At 60.7% G+C, this 15,554-nt stretch carries 14 protein-coding genes and 2 tRNA genes; 12 read left to right on the top strand and 4 right to left on the bottom strand.

Annotated elements, in window-relative coordinates; translation table 11 throughout:
• Positions 1 to 371, top strand: a 371-nt coding sequence (locus DP106_RS11585) for a transposase (RefSeq protein WP_165857881.1), incomplete at its 5' end; no start/stop codon positions are given.
• Positions 372 to 411: 40 nt separating this feature from the next.
• On the opposite strand, the gene DP106_RS11590 is transcribed toward DP106_RS11585, so the two are convergent.
• Together DP106_RS11590 and DP106_RS11595 are read right to left on the bottom strand one after the other, a co-directional pair.
• Positions 412 to 2,073: a hypothetical protein gene (locus DP106_RS11590; protein ID WP_120085465.1), complete on the bottom strand. Its 1,662-nt coding sequence runs from the start codon at positions 2,071 to 2,073 to the stop codon at positions 412 to 414.
• 390 nt (positions 2,074 to 2,463) lie between these two features.
• A tRNA-Gln gene (locus DP106_RS11595) sits at positions 2,464 to 2,536 on the bottom strand.
• Positions 2,537 to 2,643: 107 nt separating this feature from the next.
• Here DP106_RS11595 and DP106_RS11600 point away from each other — a divergent pair.
• The 5 genes from DP106_RS11600 (at position 2,644) to DP106_RS11620 (ending at position 8,230) form a co-directional block, all read left to right on the top strand.
• On the top strand, positions 2,644 to 2,934 hold the full coding sequence (locus tag DP106_RS11600) for a hypothetical protein (RefSeq protein WP_120085467.1): 291 nt from the start codon (positions 2,644 to 2,646) through the stop codon (positions 2,932 to 2,934).
• A 77-nt stretch (positions 2,935 to 3,011) separates the two neighbouring features.
• Complete coding sequence (gene sucC, locus DP106_RS11605) at positions 3,012 to 4,157, top strand: ADP-forming succinate--CoA ligase subunit beta (RefSeq protein ID WP_120085468.1); 1,146 nt, start codon at positions 3,012 to 3,014, stop codon at positions 4,155 to 4,157.
• Positions 4,154 to 5,023 carry a succinate--CoA ligase subunit alpha gene (gene sucD, locus DP106_RS11610; RefSeq protein ID WP_120085470.1) on the top strand — a complete coding sequence of 290 codons (870 nt, stop codon included), beginning with the start codon at positions 4,154 to 4,156 and terminating at the stop codon, positions 5,021 to 5,023. Before sucC ends, sucD begins: the two co-directional genes overlap by 4 nt.
• A 142-nt stretch (positions 5,024 to 5,165) precedes the next feature.
• Entirely contained in the window at positions 5,166 to 5,678 is a 513-nt protein-coding gene (locus DP106_RS11615; protein ID WP_120085472.1) for a hypothetical protein, read from the top strand.
• Positions 5,679 to 5,722: 44 nt separating this feature from the next.
• Positions 5,723 to 8,230: an ATP-dependent DNA helicase gene (locus tag DP106_RS11620; RefSeq protein ID WP_120085474.1), complete on the top strand. Its 2,508-nt coding sequence runs from the start codon at positions 5,723 to 5,725 to the stop codon at positions 8,228 to 8,230.
• A gap of 100 nt (positions 8,231 to 8,330) precedes the next feature.
• On the opposite strand, the gene trxA is transcribed toward DP106_RS11620, so the two are convergent.
• On the bottom strand, positions 8,331 to 8,663 hold the full coding sequence (gene trxA / locus DP106_RS11625; RefSeq protein ID WP_120085475.1) for a thioredoxin: 333 nt from the start codon (positions 8,661 to 8,663) through the stop codon (positions 8,331 to 8,333).
• 82 nt (positions 8,664 to 8,745) lie between these two features.
• The gene (locus DP106_RS11630) at positions 8,746 to 9,411 is read right to left on the bottom strand and encodes a 2,5-diamino-6-(ribosylamino)-4(3H)-pyrimidinone 5'-phosphate reductase (RefSeq protein ID WP_120085477.1); all 666 of its coding nucleotides are present in this window, start codon (positions 9,409 to 9,411) and stop codon (positions 8,746 to 8,748) included.
• 93 nt (positions 9,412 to 9,504) lie between these two features.
• Here DP106_RS11630 and DP106_RS11635 point away from each other — a divergent pair, with 93 nt between their 5' ends.
• The 6 genes from DP106_RS11635 to DP106_RS11655 all read left to right on the top strand — a co-directional run bounded on the left by DP106_RS11635 (position 9,505) and on the right by DP106_RS11655 (position 15,437).
• Entirely contained in the window at positions 9,505 to 9,741 is a 237-nt protein-coding gene (locus DP106_RS11635; protein ID WP_120085479.1) for a glutaredoxin family protein, read from the top strand.
• Positions 9,738 to 10,265: a cob(I)yrinic acid a,c-diamide adenosyltransferase gene (locus DP106_RS11640; RefSeq protein ID WP_120085481.1), complete on the top strand. Its 528-nt coding sequence runs from the start codon at positions 9,738 to 9,740 to the stop codon at positions 10,263 to 10,265. The genes DP106_RS11635 and DP106_RS11640 overlap by 4 nt, the downstream gene beginning before the upstream one ends.
• A gap of 326 nt (positions 10,266 to 10,591) precedes the next feature.
• A tRNA-Val gene (locus DP106_RS11645) sits at positions 10,592 to 10,666 on the top strand.
• Positions 10,667 to 11,782: 1,116 nt separating this feature from the next.
• Positions 11,783 to 13,675: a methyl-accepting chemotaxis protein gene (locus DP106_RS11650; RefSeq protein WP_120085483.1), complete on the top strand. Its 1,893-nt coding sequence runs from the start codon at positions 11,783 to 11,785 to the stop codon at positions 13,673 to 13,675.
• Positions 13,676 to 13,879: 204 nt separating this feature from the next.
• On the top strand, positions 13,880 to 14,035 hold the full coding sequence (locus DP106_RS15900; protein WP_165857882.1) for a hypothetical protein: 156 nt from the start codon (positions 13,880 to 13,882) through the stop codon (positions 14,033 to 14,035).
• 214 nt (positions 14,036 to 14,249) lie between these two features.
• On the top strand, positions 14,250 to 15,437 hold the full coding sequence (locus tag DP106_RS11655; RefSeq protein WP_120085485.1) for a LeuA family protein: 1,188 nt from the start codon (positions 14,250 to 14,252) through the stop codon (positions 15,435 to 15,437).
• The last annotated feature ends 117 nt before the right edge of the window (positions 15,438 to 15,554 follow it).

The following is a 15,554-nucleotide window of genomic DNA, read 5'->3' on the forward strand; positions in this document are numbered from 1 at the left end:
TCGTCCGTCGGTCTGACGGACGAGTTCGATTCATCGTCTGCAAGGATCTACAGGAGGCCGACGAAGAAATCGCAGCCTACGGCGATGGCAGTGTGATTCTCTGTACGGATGGCTATACGATCTACGAAGATATCGAGGAAAAGGAGGGGGTGAACGGCCATCTGGCCGTCACCCACTCCGATACCTACGTCATCGGTGACGCTCACACGAACACCTGTGAGAACCGGCATAGCTTCCTTCGCCAGTGGCTGGCGAATTTCAGAGGCGTCTCGAAGCATCATCTGCAGAAATATCTCAACTTCCTTGCACTGAAGCTCAATTCACCCGAAGATTGGTTCGAGAAACTCCTATGTTACAATGTATCGGGATGAGCGTTGATACTACACGCGGTAGTTACTGAACGGCAGTCGGCTACAGCGATCGCCGAGAACCAGAGATAACGCCCAACACCCCGACGACTACACCGACCCCGATCGACGGAAGCCCGGCCTCCGGTGGCATCCAACCGGCGACCCAGAGCAGGCCGGCGGTAATGATGACCACCGCACCACCGGCTGAGGGAGCGACTCGCATAGCACCGCTGCCGAGAACAACGACTGCGAAGATCGACAGCACTGCACGCACCACCTCCTCTCGGCGTTCCTGACGTGTTGGATTCTGGATGGCCTGCTGGCCGCTGATCGTCGCATCGTTCGTGTTCGTCGCCTCGTAGTCGGCGTTCCAGTTCGAGCTGGTGGTGTCGTCTGGCACCGGTACATCCGCGGTCACGTTTTGCCCGTAGGAGCCATTTAAGACTGTATTCGACGCATTGCCCGCTTCCGAGAGCGTCAGCTCAGCGGCACGCACATTCGAGAGGTTGACCGCGAGTTGGTCGCCGCCCTCGGGGCGACGGTACGCCGTCGAGATGTTGATGCCGGCGATCGATTCGGTCGTGGTGTATTCGACCGGATCGATCGGCAGCGCGGTCGGTTCGCTCCGGCGAGGCGTGACAGTGGTGACATGGGTTTGCTGGGCGGTCGGATCGACGATCACCACGCGATACTGCTGGTTGCGCTTGAGTGCGGTCTGAAACCCATCGTCGCCGAGGATATCGCCGGCGACGGTCTGATACTGGGTGCCGGCGGCTGTTGGCACGGGCCGCTGAAGACGGAGTTCGGATCGTTCCGCACCGAATCGGCCAGTTTGATCAGCCAGCTGTAGCCGTGGAGTGACGGCTGCCACCGACTCGTCGGCTGGCAGCAGATACGCCGGCTGTTGGTCGATCCGGGCAGGCAGCCGAACGCGGCGGTCGTAGTAGCCGCCATCCGACGTGAGTTCAGCAGCAAACCGTGTGTTGGCCGGGAGGCCGGTCATGTTGATCGTTCCATCACGCGTCGTCTGCCGGGTGATCGGCTCGCCGGAATCGACAGGTGTGAGCGCCACAGCGGTCTCACTGCCGTCGATCAATGAGCCGTCAGTGACATCCCGGATCGATAGCTCAGAGGGGAGCTCAGCCACGCGAATCGTCTGTTGGCCGCTCGGAAGATCCTGAAACGTCGCTGTCCCACCCGGGTTCGGGGCGGCGTCGGTGGCGACAACCCGGTCGTCAACGACGGCGGCAACGCTGTTGTTGGACGAGACGCCGTTGACCGAGACGGTAACCGGCTCGGGAGCCCGGTAGCTGAAATCAGGGCGGTCGTCGGTCAGATCAACCCCGGAGGTCGTGAACTGGTCGAACTGACCATCCAGCGTGACCGGGGCCATGTCGCTTCGATTGACGGTGACGGGGTTGCGTGTAGCGTCGACCGATTCGATACCGACCTGTGTGGTGTCGAAGGCATCGTCGCTGACGGTGGCCGATGCCGGGCCGCCACTGCTGAGTTCGAGGGGGCCGCTCGTCCAAGAGTCGTTGCCGACGGCCGGTTTCGACTCGACGGCCTTGCTTTCGGTGACCGTGACCGCAAAGCCAGTCTCGGTCTCATAGGTGAGGTCGCTGACGGCCGTGTTTGTAATAACGGAGTATGAGATCACAGAAACCGGAATCGCCAGTAGCGCGACGGCGATCACAACGACCAACAGTTCATCCCGATTCATTAATTGAAACTGACAATAGTGGCGGATGGGTTGCCGTCGAGCTGTACACACACCAATAGCTTGCGAACGCGGTTAACACCGTCTATTAGCCTGCTAACGTGTGAATTGGCTGTCTTTTTTCATCCGTTGTATCCCAAACAGCCCGAACGAATGGTATAATTCACGCAACGCCACCGACTACTCAATAATTTGTCAAAAATAGTCCCGGGCGGATTCGAACCACGGTCGCAGCAAAGCTGCTCCCTGTTCCAAATCCACGTCGGGAGATGACCGCTCGCTATCGCTCGCAGAAGTAGTCCCGGGCGGATTCGAACCGCGAGGACTCGCTACGTTCGCCCTCTGGGTATCAAATCCACTGTAAGTATTCGTTCTCATTTCGTTCGAACAGAATAGTCCCGGGCGGATTCGAACCGCCGTCATAGGCTCCAAAGGCCCACATGATTGGCCACTACACCACGGGACTGCATTAGGATATCAAACCGGCGATTACATTAGTCCTTCCTTTTCGTGACACCCCGGTAGGACGGCGACGCCCACCAGCGATATACGCCATCGGTGTCAGAGACCAGCATGGGACTGCAACGCGTCGGGGTACTTTGTGTCGCCCTTGGGCTCGCAGTGGCGGTGCTGACGGCCGTACTCGTCGGCCCGGCTGCCGGCGGGACTGAGGCGGCCTGCTTCGACCACAACCCAAGCTACGCGCTGGAGGGGGTCGATGTCGACTCGCTAACTATCAGCTACACCGACGGCTGCAACGATTTTACCCTCCAACCATTCATTACCGGCGGCGTCGGGCTGACCGGGGTTGGAGCCCTCGTTGGCCTACTCGGGATCGGGCGGGCACGTGTCAACAGATCGTAGCTGTCGAGGTTCAAGCTGTCACCCAAGTCGGCCGAAAGGGGCGGATTTAAGCGTCAGTCCGTCTCGCGTACACACGTATGCGACTGCATGAGTATCAGGCGAAGGACATCTTCGGGGAGGCCGGGATTCCGGTGCCGGAGTCCCAACTCGCAGACAGCGTCGAGGGCGTCCTCGATGCGGTGTCCACGATCGGCTACCCAGCAGCGATCAAAGCGCAGGTACACGTCGGCGGCCGCGGGAAGGCCGGCGGGATCAAGATCGCCACCAGCGAGGAGGAAGCACGCGACGCCGCTGAGTCAATCCTCGGAATGGATCTCAAAGGCTACACCGTCGACCGCGTCCTCGTCGAGCAGGGCGTCGACTTCGTTGACGAGTACTACGTCGGCGTGACGATGGATCGCGGTGCGGGCGAACCCGTCGCCATGGTCTCGACGAAAGGCGGCGTCGACATCGAGGCCGTCGCCGAGGATGACCCAGAGGCCATCGCCCGAGAGCACATCGACCCCGCCTTCGGCCTCCAGCCGTATCAGGCCCGCAAAGTCGTCTACGACGCCGGCGTCCCCGCCGAGTACGCCCGTGACGTGTCGTCGATTCTCTCTGCGCTCTACGAGCTCTATGAGGCCAACGACGCCAGCGACATCGAGATCAACCCCGTCATGATCACAGGCGACGACGACGTGATCGCCGCCGACGCGGTCATGAACATCGACGAGGACGCCCTCTTTCGGCAGCCCGATCTCGCCGACATGGAGGAGGACGCCTCCCAGAACGACCTCGAACGCAAGGCCGGCGAGTACGGCTTTGACTATGTTCGCCTCTCCGGCAATACGGGCATCATCGGCAACGGCGCGGGCCTCGTGATGGCAACGCTCGATCTCGTCGACTACTACGGCGGCACGCCCGCGAACTTCCTCGATGTTGGCGGCGGCGCGAAAGCCGATCGCATCGGCAACGCCCTCGATATGGTCTTTGCCGACGAGAACGTCGAGAGCGTCGTGTTCAACATCTTCGGCGGGATTACCCGCGGCGACGAGGTCGCGAAGGGGATCAACGAAGCCCTCGAAGATTTCGAGGAGATCCCGAAACCGGTCGTCGTCCGACTGGCTGGCACCAACGCCGAGGAGGGGATGGAAATCCTGAACACTGACCTTGTGCAGGTCGAAGCGACACTTGAGGACGCCGTCCAACGCGCCGTTGCCAACGCCGAGGAGGTGGCTCAATGAGCGTCTTCGTTGACGAGGACACCCGCGTCGTCGTACAGGGAATCACCGGCGGCGAAGGGGAGTTCCACACCGAGCAGATGCTGGCGTACGGCACCAACGTCGTCGCCGGCGCGGTGCCGGGCAAAGGCGGCCAGGAGGTCGCCGGCGTTCCGGTCTACGACACCGTCGACGAGGCCGTCGACGCCGAGGACGCCACCGCCTCGGTCGTCTTCGTCCCGCCGGCGTTCGCCGGCGACGCGGTCTTCGAAGCCCTCGACACCAACCTCGATCTCGTCGTCGCCATCACCGAAGGGGTTCCGACCCAGGACATGGCGACGGTGAACAAGCGACTCTCCGAGGTCGACACGAACCTGATCGGCCCGAACTGCCCGGGGATCATCACGCCGGGCGAAGCCAAACTCGGTATCCTGCCAGGCAACATCTTTGAGGCCGGCAACGTCGGGCTCGTCTCCCGCTCGGGGACGCTGACCTACCAAGTTGTCTCGAATCTGACCGACCGCGGCATCGGCCAGACAACGGCGATCGGCATCGGCGGCGACCCGATTATCGGCACCTCCTTCATCGACGCGCTGGAGGCCTTCGAGGCCGATCCCGAGACCGACGCCATCGCCATGTGCGGGGAGATCGGCGGCGAGGACGAGGAGCAGGCCGCGAAATACATCGCCGAGAACATGGACACACCGGTCGCGGGCTTCATCGCTGGCCGCACCGCGCCGCCGGGCAAGCGGATGGGCCACGCGGGCGCGATCGTGTCGGGTTCCGGTACCGGTACCGCCGACTCGAAGATCACCGCGCTCAACGACGCCGGCGTCCCGGTCGCCGACACGCCGGGCGAAGTTGCCGAAGCGATCGACGACTTCCTGTAGCCGGGGCTGTCGGCGGTTGTATTTTCTGCGACGCGCTATTCGGTAGCCGAGTGGATAGCAGCGTACGACCGCGGTCTGCTGGCGAATACCTGTCACTGAACATAAGATAGTATAATGAACAGTCAGTTGTAACGATATACATATGACAGACGCTTCGCCCCCGGATGACACCGGTGAGAGAAACCCAGTAGCGATCGCCTTCGGCGAGGGCGGCGTCCCGGATGACTGCCAGGTCGCCAGCAACCGGGTTCGCTGTTCGCCGCTGTCCCACCACGCTGGGCTGTTGCCGATCAAGACTGGCCTTGAGATCGGCAAAACGTTCGATCATGACGGACGCCAAGGCGGTGGGATGATGACCGCCAAGCAGATCATTCAACCGGCCTACCAGCTCAAAACTGAGTTTGGCGACCGGGTGATCGGCGGGTTCTTCGCCGACGTGATGACTCCGGATCACGATGCGTACCCGATGACCGTGTACTATGGGTTCCGGCTGAAAACGGTTCGCGATGGGTTCAGGTTCAACAGTTCGGTCAGCCAGCAGATAGAGTCCCACTTCGAGAACGCGGCTGTCGTCAACACCGGGGCAACCGAACTAACCGTTTTGACCACCACCGATCCGTTCCCGCATCAACTGGTTGCATCGCTGCGTGGCTAAGCGGGGAACAAGGGTCTAAACCTGATCACCACCCAACCACGGATGTGACCAGCGAGTCAGATCGAAACTGGGAGCCGTATTTCGGCTTCTCCTCGCCGTACGAAAACCAAGCCGACGCCATCGAGCAGGCCATCGAGACCGTCGGCGACCGTGGCTATCTCGCCATGGAAGGCCCCTGTGGCACCGGGAAGACGATGGCGGCGTTGACCGCGGCGGCAACCCTGTTGCGAGAAACCGACAGCTTCGATAACATCTTCGTCGCTACACCGGTCAAACAGCAGCGCCAGCAGTTCATCGACGACCTACGAACCATCAACCGCGGGATCGAGGAGCCACTCGCCGGCGTTGCCCTTGTCGGCAAAACCGATCTCTGCCCATACGGCCGCGAAGACCTGTTCCCGGACGACGCGAGCGTCCACGATCGGTGTGAGGAGCTCCGAGAGTCGACAGCTGACCTCATTCGCGACGACGACAATGACGGCGCGGGCGAGACGACAACGCAGTCCTCGATCGCCTCACAACTGCTGGGCAGCGTTGCCGGCGGGAGCGGCGATGATACTGACGCCCCCAAGCCAGCAGCGCGCCTCACCGCCGGCCGTGAGGATACCGAACAGTGGTGGGATACTGAGCGGGCGCTTGAACTCGTTCGGACGGCCCAACAGGATCTTCGCGCGGCCCAACAGTCCGGCGGGGATGTCGACACCACGCCACTGGAAACAGCCGGCGCGAGCGCGCCGTACGGCACCGCTCAGCCGGCCGCGCCCGAATCGATGACCGACGGGGAGGCGACACCGCTGTACTGCCCGTTCGAGGCCGACTGGTACGCCCGCGACAAGGGGTCGCCCGTCGGCTTCGAGCAGGGCGTCGATCACGTGCTGTCGGCCGATAAGTTCCTCCCGGCGTCGGTCGAGGCCGGCACCTGTCCCCACCGGGCGATGGGCGTGCTGTTGGAACACGCGGATGTCGTCATCGGCAACTACAACCACCTCTTTGATAGTCGCACGCGCAACCTCACCGAGCCGATCCTTGATGAGCGCACACTTGTGATTCTCGATGAGGCCCACCGGATCGAGGAGCGCGTCCGCGATCTCGTCAGCGACACGGTTGGGCGGGTGACACTCACACAGGCCCAGCGCGATCTCGGCGAACTGCTGGATCGTGCCAGCCAACATCCCGACAACAAGGAACTGATCGAGAAACACCTCGCCGAACACGACGTGCCCTACGAAGCCGTCGAACAGGCCCAAACATTCTACCGCGAGGCGGTCGCGTGGCTGGACGACCACGTCGACAACGCACTCACCGAACGGTTTGAGGGCTACGCCGCCGGCTATCCCGACGATCTGCCGGACGAGCGGGTCGAACTCGAGCTCCGTGATCCGGAAACCGAGGAGCGAGATAGCTTCACCGAGTGGGCTGAAACGGCCGGCTACGACGGGGCGTTCTTCCGAACGCTCGGGACGGTCGGGGGTGCGGTCGAAGACGCGCTCAGCCAACTCGGGATCGATCGCGACTGCGTGTGTACCGCCGTCGGCGCGCGGTTCGGCCAGTGGTGGACGCGGGATCACACCGCCTTTTTCAGAGAGATCACACTGGAGCCGACCGACGCCGACAGAGAGCGTCTCGACCCCGGGTGGCGAACCGCCTACAACGCCTCGCTGGTGATGTACAACTGTATTCCAGCCGAGCAGGTGGGCGAGATCCTCGATGGGTTCGGCGGGGGCGTCCTGATGAGCGCGACGCTGGAACCGCTAGATGTATTCGAGGCGGTCAGCGGGCTGTCGTCGGTCGCAGATGGAAGCAGCACGGCCGGCGACAGCAACAGCCGACCACCTCGTCACGTTGACCGCCGCAGCTATGATCTCCAGTTCCCCGCCGCCAACCGCGAAAGCTGGATCGTCGACGTGGAACCGTTCACCGCCCGCAATCGCGGCGACCCGACCGGCCCCGACAACGCGACCCGTGATCGCTACGCGTACGTCGCCCGCGAGATCGCCCGCAGTCACGGGAATATCCTGCTGTGTTACCCCAACTACGCCGAGGCGAAGTGGGCCGCGGGCCGGCTGCGCGAGGAGATCGACAAACCAGTCTATCTCGATGAATCATCGAGTCACGAGGTGACCCACGCGCTCCGCGAGGGGTTTGTCGACGACGATCACGCGGTGTTGGTAACGAGCACGCGCGGCACGCTAACCGAGGGCGTCGACTACGAGGGCGAGGAGTTACACACCTGTGCGGTCTTTGGGATTCCGCTTGTCAACATCGGCTCGCCGCGCGTGCAAGCGGTACGACACGCCTACGGCGATCGGTTCGGGCGCGACAACGCCTTTGACTACGCGCTGACGGTGCCAGCCGTCCGCCAGGTGCGGCAGGCGATCGGCCGGGTGTTGCGCGGACCGGAGGAACACGGCGTGCGGATCCTTGTCGGCGAGCGGTATCTCCCGGATAAGCCACGGTCGGTCGCGCCGTTTTTTTCCGAACAGGAGCGTACAGAGTTCCGACGGTTGACGCCGGAGTATCTCGGTGGGCAGTTCGGGCAGTTCTGGGGCTGACGCTACCTGTGTGGTAGCATAAAACAAGGAGCAGCCGGTGGTTCCGCAGCGACCGTCGCCGTCGATCAGTGATCGACCCGGTCTGGCGTCGCGCCGCCGCTCACGCGCGCAGTTCGTCGAGCGCCGCTTGCAGATCGGCCTTATCCTGGACGCCGACAACGCGGTCGGCGGCCTCGCCGTTGTGGTAGAACTCGATGGTCGGGACGCTGCGAACCCCCTTCTCGCCAGCCAGTTCCTGTAGCTCGTCGATATCGACCTTCAGGACGGCGGCGTCGGTTTCGGCGGCCAGCTCTTCGACAGTCGGGGCCAGCATCTTACACGGGCCACACCAGTCGGCGTAGTAGTCGACGAGTGCAACCTCATTATCCGTAATCAGTTCCTCGAAGTGGTCGTTGTCGGACACGTGGATCGGCTCGGTAGCTGCTTGACTCATACCATCTTCTTCGGTAGCACTACATATAAGCATGAAGGGCCGATGTTGACAGCACACACAACCGCACCGCTCGACGGCCTGCTCAGGCCTCGACCGTGTATTTCAACACCACGCCGTCGTCCAACTGCTCGATGTCGTCGAGCGTGAGCACGGGGAACTCCTCGGTGAAGCCGTCGCCGTCGGCCAGCGTCGGCGCGTCCCGACCGCCGATGAGCTGTGAGCCAACAAAGACAGAGAGTTCGTCCACAAGCCCAGCGTCGAAGGCTGAAAAGATGAGCTCGCCGCCGCCCTCGATCATCAGCCGTTCGATCCCTTCATCGGCGAGGCGGTCGATCCCGGCGGCGAGATCAACGCGGTCGTCACCGACGACGATGACCTCCGCGCCGGCATCGGCCAGCTTGGTTCGTCGCTCCTCGGATGTCTGTTCGGAGACAAGCAGGTAGGTCGTCGCCTCGTCGTCAAGAATGCGGGCATCGAGTGGGGTTCGGGCCGTCGAGTCGGCGACGACGCGGGCCGGGTTGCCCGGCCGGCCGTGTCGCTGTCGCTGCACGCGGCGGTCAGTCACATCGAGCGTGAGATGCGGATCGTCAGCTACCACGGTGCCGACGCCGACTATGACGCCGTCCGCGGCCGCACGGATTCGGTCGACGCGGTCGAAGTCCTCGGGGCCGCTGATAGCGAGTTGCTCACGGCGATGGGAAGCGAGTTTGCCATCGACGCTCATCGCGGCGTTGACGACGACATGCATACCGGCTATCAGCGCGTGATCGATATCGGGGTTTCGGTCGTGAGGCGTGGCTGCGGCACCAAGCTACTTGCCCGCTGAACCCAAATACGGGGTATGGTTACCCTGTACGCGCTCGATGGGTGTCCGTACTGTGAGGCTGTTCACGATGCCCTCGCCGACCACGGGATCGACTACGAGACGATCTGGACCGACCCGCTTCACTCCGATCGCAACGAGGTCAAACGCGTCAGCGGGCAGCGAAGCGTGCCTGTCATTACCGACGAGGAACACGGTGTGACGATGGCCGAAAGCGAAAACATTCTCAGCTTCATCGAACGGAGCCTCGCATGACGATCTACACCGGCCGCGGTGACGAGGGGCTCACGGATCTACGGGATCGCTCCCGGGTGTCGAAAACGAACGTCCGGATCGAGGCCTACGGCGTTGTCGACGAGGCCAACTCGTTGATCGGCCGGGCGCGACCGACCGGCTACGACGATGTCGACGACTGGCTCGCCGGCGTGCAAAATCACCTCCATATCATCCAAGCGGAGTTCTCAATGCCGGAAGCCGACGATCCCTCGATCGAGGCGGCTCACGTCGAGGCGATCGAAGGCTGGATTGATACCGCCGACGAGGAGCTTGAACCGCTCACCGAGTTCATCCTGCCGGGCGGGGGTGACAGCGGGGCAGCCCTCCATCACGCTCGGTCGGTGACCCGGCGCGCCGAACGGCGGGCGGTCGAACTCGCCAACAGCGAACCGATCAACGCCGAGGCGTTGGTGTATCTCAACCGGCTATCGGACGCGCTGTTTACGTTCGCGCGGCTGGTCAATGCACGCGATGAGATCCCAGAAGAGTCGCCAAGCTACTGAGTATTGCTGATCAGTACTCGCCACACAGTCGAAGAGAACCCCGCGACGACCGACGGGACAGACGGGAGGATGCGGTCGTCGTGGTGCGGATGATGCCAACGATGCCGTCGGTAACACGACGGAGGCGATACGATGCGGTCACAACGGAAGCGGGTGTCCGTTGCCAACCGTATTTTTAGGTTTGCCTAATCCAATGTATATGTTTCGATTTAGGCCGACCTAAATAATGGGCGGCGGATCGGGATCTCAGGCTGTCAGTTTTTATTGGGACGGTAGTAGTCCCGAAAGAAGCTTTTAAGTTCAACCGAGTGCGACTTCCTATTGTCGGGTCGGTGGTCTAGTCTGGTTATGACGGCTCCTTCACACGGAGCAGGCCGACGGTTCAAATCCGTCCTGACCCACTAAATTACTGTAACTCCCAGAATCCACAGACAGCGTAGGGTATGTTATATATGACACCGGTCTACTATCAAGCGGATTCTTCCGTTCACCGTATGGCACTCTGCTCTGTCCGCTGGTTACTCATAATTAACGCGCGGATTTATCTATACACCAGAGTCTAGACCGGACATTGGAACCAAATTATGAGAATTTTCCTCAGTGACTATCATACGGTCTTACCTCGAAAAAGAAGACGTAGCAAGGGGCTGAGTAGGAGAGCATATCTATCCCCTCAATCCACTATGAAATCCTGTATATTCGAAAGGATGGTTCGGAAAATTATATCCCCGGACTCAGGATGGTTTATGTTTGAGTAGGGTGCGAATCAACTCCTCACCGTTTCTTGGATCGGACATTGAAGCTTGGCTTCTTCATTAGAACATAGCTCAAGAGCAGCACCGATTAATCTGCGTCCGAATCGGCTGTATTCTGTTGCTGGTACCACTGATGTTGTTTCACTGCGCAGGGGAGACTGATGGTTTTACCAGTAGTAGAGATTTTGTCTCAATCGAATAGCACTACTCGATTCTCCAGGAGCAGGCCGACGTTCCCGCGAGCGAACGAAGTGAGCGAGTGGGAAGCAGCGAGAGTCGAGCGAAGCGACGACTCTCGCCCGCGTTCAAATCCGTCCTGACCCATTACCGCGTACTGCGTTTTGAAGAGTAGAAATCAACCAATATCGTATCTGGGATTCCTACTCCGACTCCTAAGTATCTACCAGCAGTCCATAGCGTCTCGCGTCGTCCTTCGCTACGAATGCTGTATTGAAAACCGTCTTTGAGCGGCCGCTAAGCCGACAGTACACAGAACCACACGCCGACTGTACCCCATGGAGATCGGTTTTTGCGACAATCGGCTGTCGATAGCGTCTCCACATACCAATTGTGGCGCTATTCTTCCGGTATAAGCTCATTTGCTTGGGTCGTGACCACTGTGATCGTATTTTCCATAGTTTGTGTTGAACGTATGTATGGTATTTCTATATAGATTCAGATATACATTCTTCTCAAATAGAATATTCATTGTTTTTTAACGATGCAAAACGATTATTACGCAAGATTTGAAGTATTCATACCATGGGTGCTCAAACTGGGAACCAAAGCAGTGGGAAGCTACAGCGATTTATCAACAATACCCCGGATGGCAGCCGGATCACAGACGACTCCTTTGAGACCCGTCACCGGAACGTGCTCATTGCGATCGCATTGCAACTACCCTTTATATTCGGGGTGAGCCGTCTGACCGGCGTTGAGTCGGTGACCGGAGCCGAGTTGCCAGCCATCCCGTTGACGCACTCAATCGCTGGCATCGTCTTTCTTGCAATCCCCCTTGGAATCGCTATCGTTTCATCGTTACCACGACGGGTACGAACCTCACTTGCGTCGTTTGCGTTCATGAGTACCGCGGCGATACTCGCATACTTTACCGGCGGCTTCATTGAAGCGCATTTTCTCTACTTTGTTGGTGTTGGCGTTGTCGCACTCTACGAGGACTGGGTTCCGTTTGCGGTTGCGATCGGCTACGTCGCTACACAACACAGCGTCTTTGGGCTCATCGAGTGGTTTACCGTCTACAATCATCCCGCGGCGATGGCGAACCCGGTTGTCTGGGGAGGTGTTCATGCGTTTTTCGTCAGTCTACTCTCGGTGGCAATTTTGGTCAACTGGCAATCACTGGCGATCGCACGCAACGAAATCGAAGCACAAATGTCGGAAGTTGAGCAGGCAAAGGAGACTGTTGAGCAGAAACGTGCGGAAGCAGAAAAGCAGCGAAAACAGGCTGAAACCCAGCGTGAGCGCATGGCTGAGCTCAACACGCAGTTGGCTGATTCCTACGGTAGTGTGATCGAAGCCTGCGCACAGGGCGATCTGACACAACGGCTCGATACGGATGTCGACAACGAAGCGATGGCTGAGATCGCGACCTCGTTTAACGCCATGGTCGACCAGTGGGAAGACACCGTAGAGGAGATCCAATCGTTTGGCGTCGCCGTCTCGGAGGCAAGTGAGGAGGTGTCGACAAGCGTGACTGAGATCGAAACAGCAGGCGAGGGCGTTGCCCGCTCGGTCGAGGATGTGTCCCGTCGAAGCGATACCCAAAATGAGCAACTCCAGAGCGTTGCCGGCGAGATGAGCGATATGTCGGCGACAATCCAAGAGATCGCCTCCTCAGCCGAGGAGGTGTCGACGACAGCAGCGGAGGCGGTCGATCTGAGCGACACCGGTCGCGAACGGGCCGCAGACGCCACAGCACAGGTCGATGCGATCGAACAACAGGCGGAGGCGGTGGCCGCACAGGTGAACACACTCGATGAAAAGATGGCAGAGATCGACGCGATCGTCGATATGATCGACGAGATCGCCGATCAAACAAACCTACTCGCGCTCAACGCCTCAATCGAGGCGGCGCGAGCCGGCGAGGCCGGCGAAGGGTTTGCGGTCGTTGCCAACGAGGTGAAATCGCTAGCTGAGGCAGCCTCCGACGCAACCGACGATATCGAACAGCAGATCGCCGAAGCGCAGTCGGTGACCGATGACACGGTGACAGGAATCGAAACGATGACCGAACAGGTCGCCGAGGGTGCCGACACGATCGACGCGACGATCGACATCTTCGATGAGATCGCCGACAAGATCGAGGAATCCGGGAGTGGCATCGCCGAGATCTCCAGTGCGACTGACGATCAGGCAGCGTCATCAACGGAGGTCGCGTCGATGGTCGATGAGGCGGTGACGCTGAGCGACGAGACAGCGGGCGATGCCGCGGATGTGTCGGCAGCAACCGAAGAGCAAGCAGCCTCGCTGGCTGAGGTCACAGACAGGGTACAAGACCTCTCGGAGCGAGCCGGTGACCTTCGCGATGAGATCGCCACCTTTGAGACATCGAGCATGGTCGATGCGCCGAGTCCAACCGCGAGTGCGCCAGCCCCCAGGGCTGCTGACGGCGGCCACCCCAGTTCACAGGGCTGATCAGCGAAGGTATTGCCAAGCGCAACCGTAAAACACACGTTGCACGCACCGGCCTCGTTTCGCGTGCCCGCACAACCGACCCGCAGAAGCAGCCGTTTACTGCACCCCCGTCACGGTGTGAGGAGACGATTCATCCCTGATTTCTCCGAGTAGAGCCGATCTACCCGAAGATTTTTAATTGTTGAGGACGTGGTAACTGTTGTCATGTGCCACCACGTCGACATGGACATTGACTGGGAAGAGGCCGTCACCGAACAGGATGCTGACGCACAAACAGAGACACCTGCTGCCGACGCCGAGGAGCCGGAACTCGACGCCGAAGAGTCGCCCCAAGAGGTCGCACCACCGGCTGACGATTAGGTAGCCCGCGGTCGCCCGCGAGGGTGGCGATCGTTCCGGTAGCAGCGTCGTCGGTGTATTCCGACGCCGTTTGCCGTCGTCGTCCATTTTTACCGTGGATCGCGCTGTCCAGAGATCGACTCACTCAGGAGCGATGGCTTTATTACTGGGGTAGACACTTAGTGCAGGTACATGTCTTACCACGACACGGAGGACACGTCGGACTCCCCGGCGGATCGAGTTCTTCGAGGGCACATTGACTAACACTGACGAATTAGAGTCAGTACGACTTTTCGACACGACGCTGCGTGATGGCGAGCAGTCACCACGCACCTCGTTTGATTACAACGACAAACGCGCCATCGCCGAGCTGCTCGACGAGATGGGCACCCACGTCATCGAAGCCGGGTTCCCCGTCAACTCCGACCCCGAGTTCGAGGCCGTCTCGGACATCGCGGCGGCGACCGATGCGACGACCTGCGGGCTTGCCCGCGTTGTCGAGACGGACGTTCAGGCGGCGATCGACGCTGGCGTGGACATGGTACACGTCTTCGTTTCGACGAGCGACGTGCAGCTCCAGGATTCGATGCATGCGAGCCGCGAGGAGGCGGTCACCCGCGCGGTCAAAAGCGTCGAGCAGGTTCGCGATGCGGGCTTGGAGGTCATGTTCTCCCCGATGGATGCGACTCGCACCAACGAGGCGTTTCTCGTCGAGGTCGTCGAGGCGGTCAGCGAGGCCGGCGTCGACTGGATCAACATCCCCGACACCTGTGGCGTCGCAACCCCCTCACGGTTTGCGAAGCTCATCAGGCTCGTCGGCGAACACACCGACGCCCGGATCGACGTCCACACCCACGATGACTTTGGGCTGGCGACCGCTAACGCGATGTCCGGCTTCGAGGCCGGTGCCCACCAGGCACAGGTCTCGGTCAACGGCATCGGCGAACGCGCGGGCAACGCGGCCTTCGAGGAGGTCGTGATGTCCGCCGAGAGTCTCTACGACGTTGACACGGACATCGATACGACCCGGATCACCGAGCTGGCGAAACTCGTCGAGGAGAAATCGACGATCCCGATACCGGTGAATAAGGCCGTCGTCGGCGACAACGCCTTCGCCCACGAGAGCGGCATCCACGCCGCGGGCGTCATGGAGAACACCGATACCTTCGAACCCGGCGTGATGACCCCCGAGATGGTCGGGGCCTCCCGGGAGTTCGTCCTCGGCAAACACACCGGCACCCACTCGGTGCGGAAGCGGTTAGAGGAGCTCAACTACGAGCCCAGCGATTCCGAGGTGCGGGCGGTCACCAAACTCGTCAAGGAGTTCGGGGCCGAGAAGGAGCAGGTCACCGACAGCGTAATCGCACGCTTCGCCGAGGAGGTCGGTGTCAGCGGGGTCGACTCAGAGGAGGTACGGGTCTAATGTCCGTTCCCTGCTCGTTTGCAGCCGGTGAGCGGCAGCCCCAGCCAGCCGAGCGGGCAACTGCATCCTCGTGGTCGATGACAAGCCTGGCACCGGGAACACGCAACTATTATTATG

Source organism: Halonotius pteroides, assembly GCF_003605635.1.
Classification (GTDB): domain Archaea; phylum Halobacteriota; class Halobacteria; order Halobacteriales; family Haloferacaceae; genus Halonotius; species Halonotius pteroides.

Coding starts and splice junctions, on each gene's coding strand:
- sucC (WP_120085468.1), top strand. CDS start 3,012: ATGCGACTGCATGAGTATCAGGCGAAGGACATCTTCGGGGAGGCCGGG.
- sucD (WP_120085470.1), top strand. CDS start 4,154: ATGAGCGTCTTCGTTGACGAGGACACCCGCGTCGTCGTACAGGGAATC.
- DP106_RS11635 (WP_120085479.1), top strand. CDS start 9,505: ATGGTTACCCTGTACGCGCTCGATGGGTGTCCGTACTGTGAGGCTGTT.
- trxA (WP_120085475.1), bottom strand. CDS start 8,663: ATGAGTCAAGCAGCTACCGAGCCGATCCACGTGTCCGACAACGACCAC.
- DP106_RS11590 (WP_120085465.1), bottom strand. CDS start 2,073: ATGAATCGGGATGAACTGTTGGTCGTTGTGATCGCCGTCGCGCTACTG.
- DP106_RS11640 (WP_120085481.1), top strand. CDS start 9,738: ATGACGATCTACACCGGCCGCGGTGACGAGGGGCTCACGGATCTACGG.
- DP106_RS11650 (WP_120085483.1), top strand. CDS start 11,783: ATGGGTGCTCAAACTGGGAACCAAAGCAGTGGGAAGCTACAGCGATTT.
- DP106_RS15900 (WP_165857882.1), top strand. CDS start 13,880: ATGTGCCACCACGTCGACATGGACATTGACTGGGAAGAGGCCGTCACC.
- DP106_RS11615 (WP_120085472.1), top strand. CDS start 5,166: ATGACAGACGCTTCGCCCCCGGATGACACCGGTGAGAGAAACCCAGTA.
- DP106_RS11600 (WP_120085467.1), top strand. CDS start 2,644: ATGGGACTGCAACGCGTCGGGGTACTTTGTGTCGCCCTTGGGCTCGCA.
- DP106_RS11630 (WP_120085477.1), bottom strand. CDS start 9,411: ATGCATGTCGTCGTCAACGCCGCGATGAGCGTCGATGGCAAACTCGCT.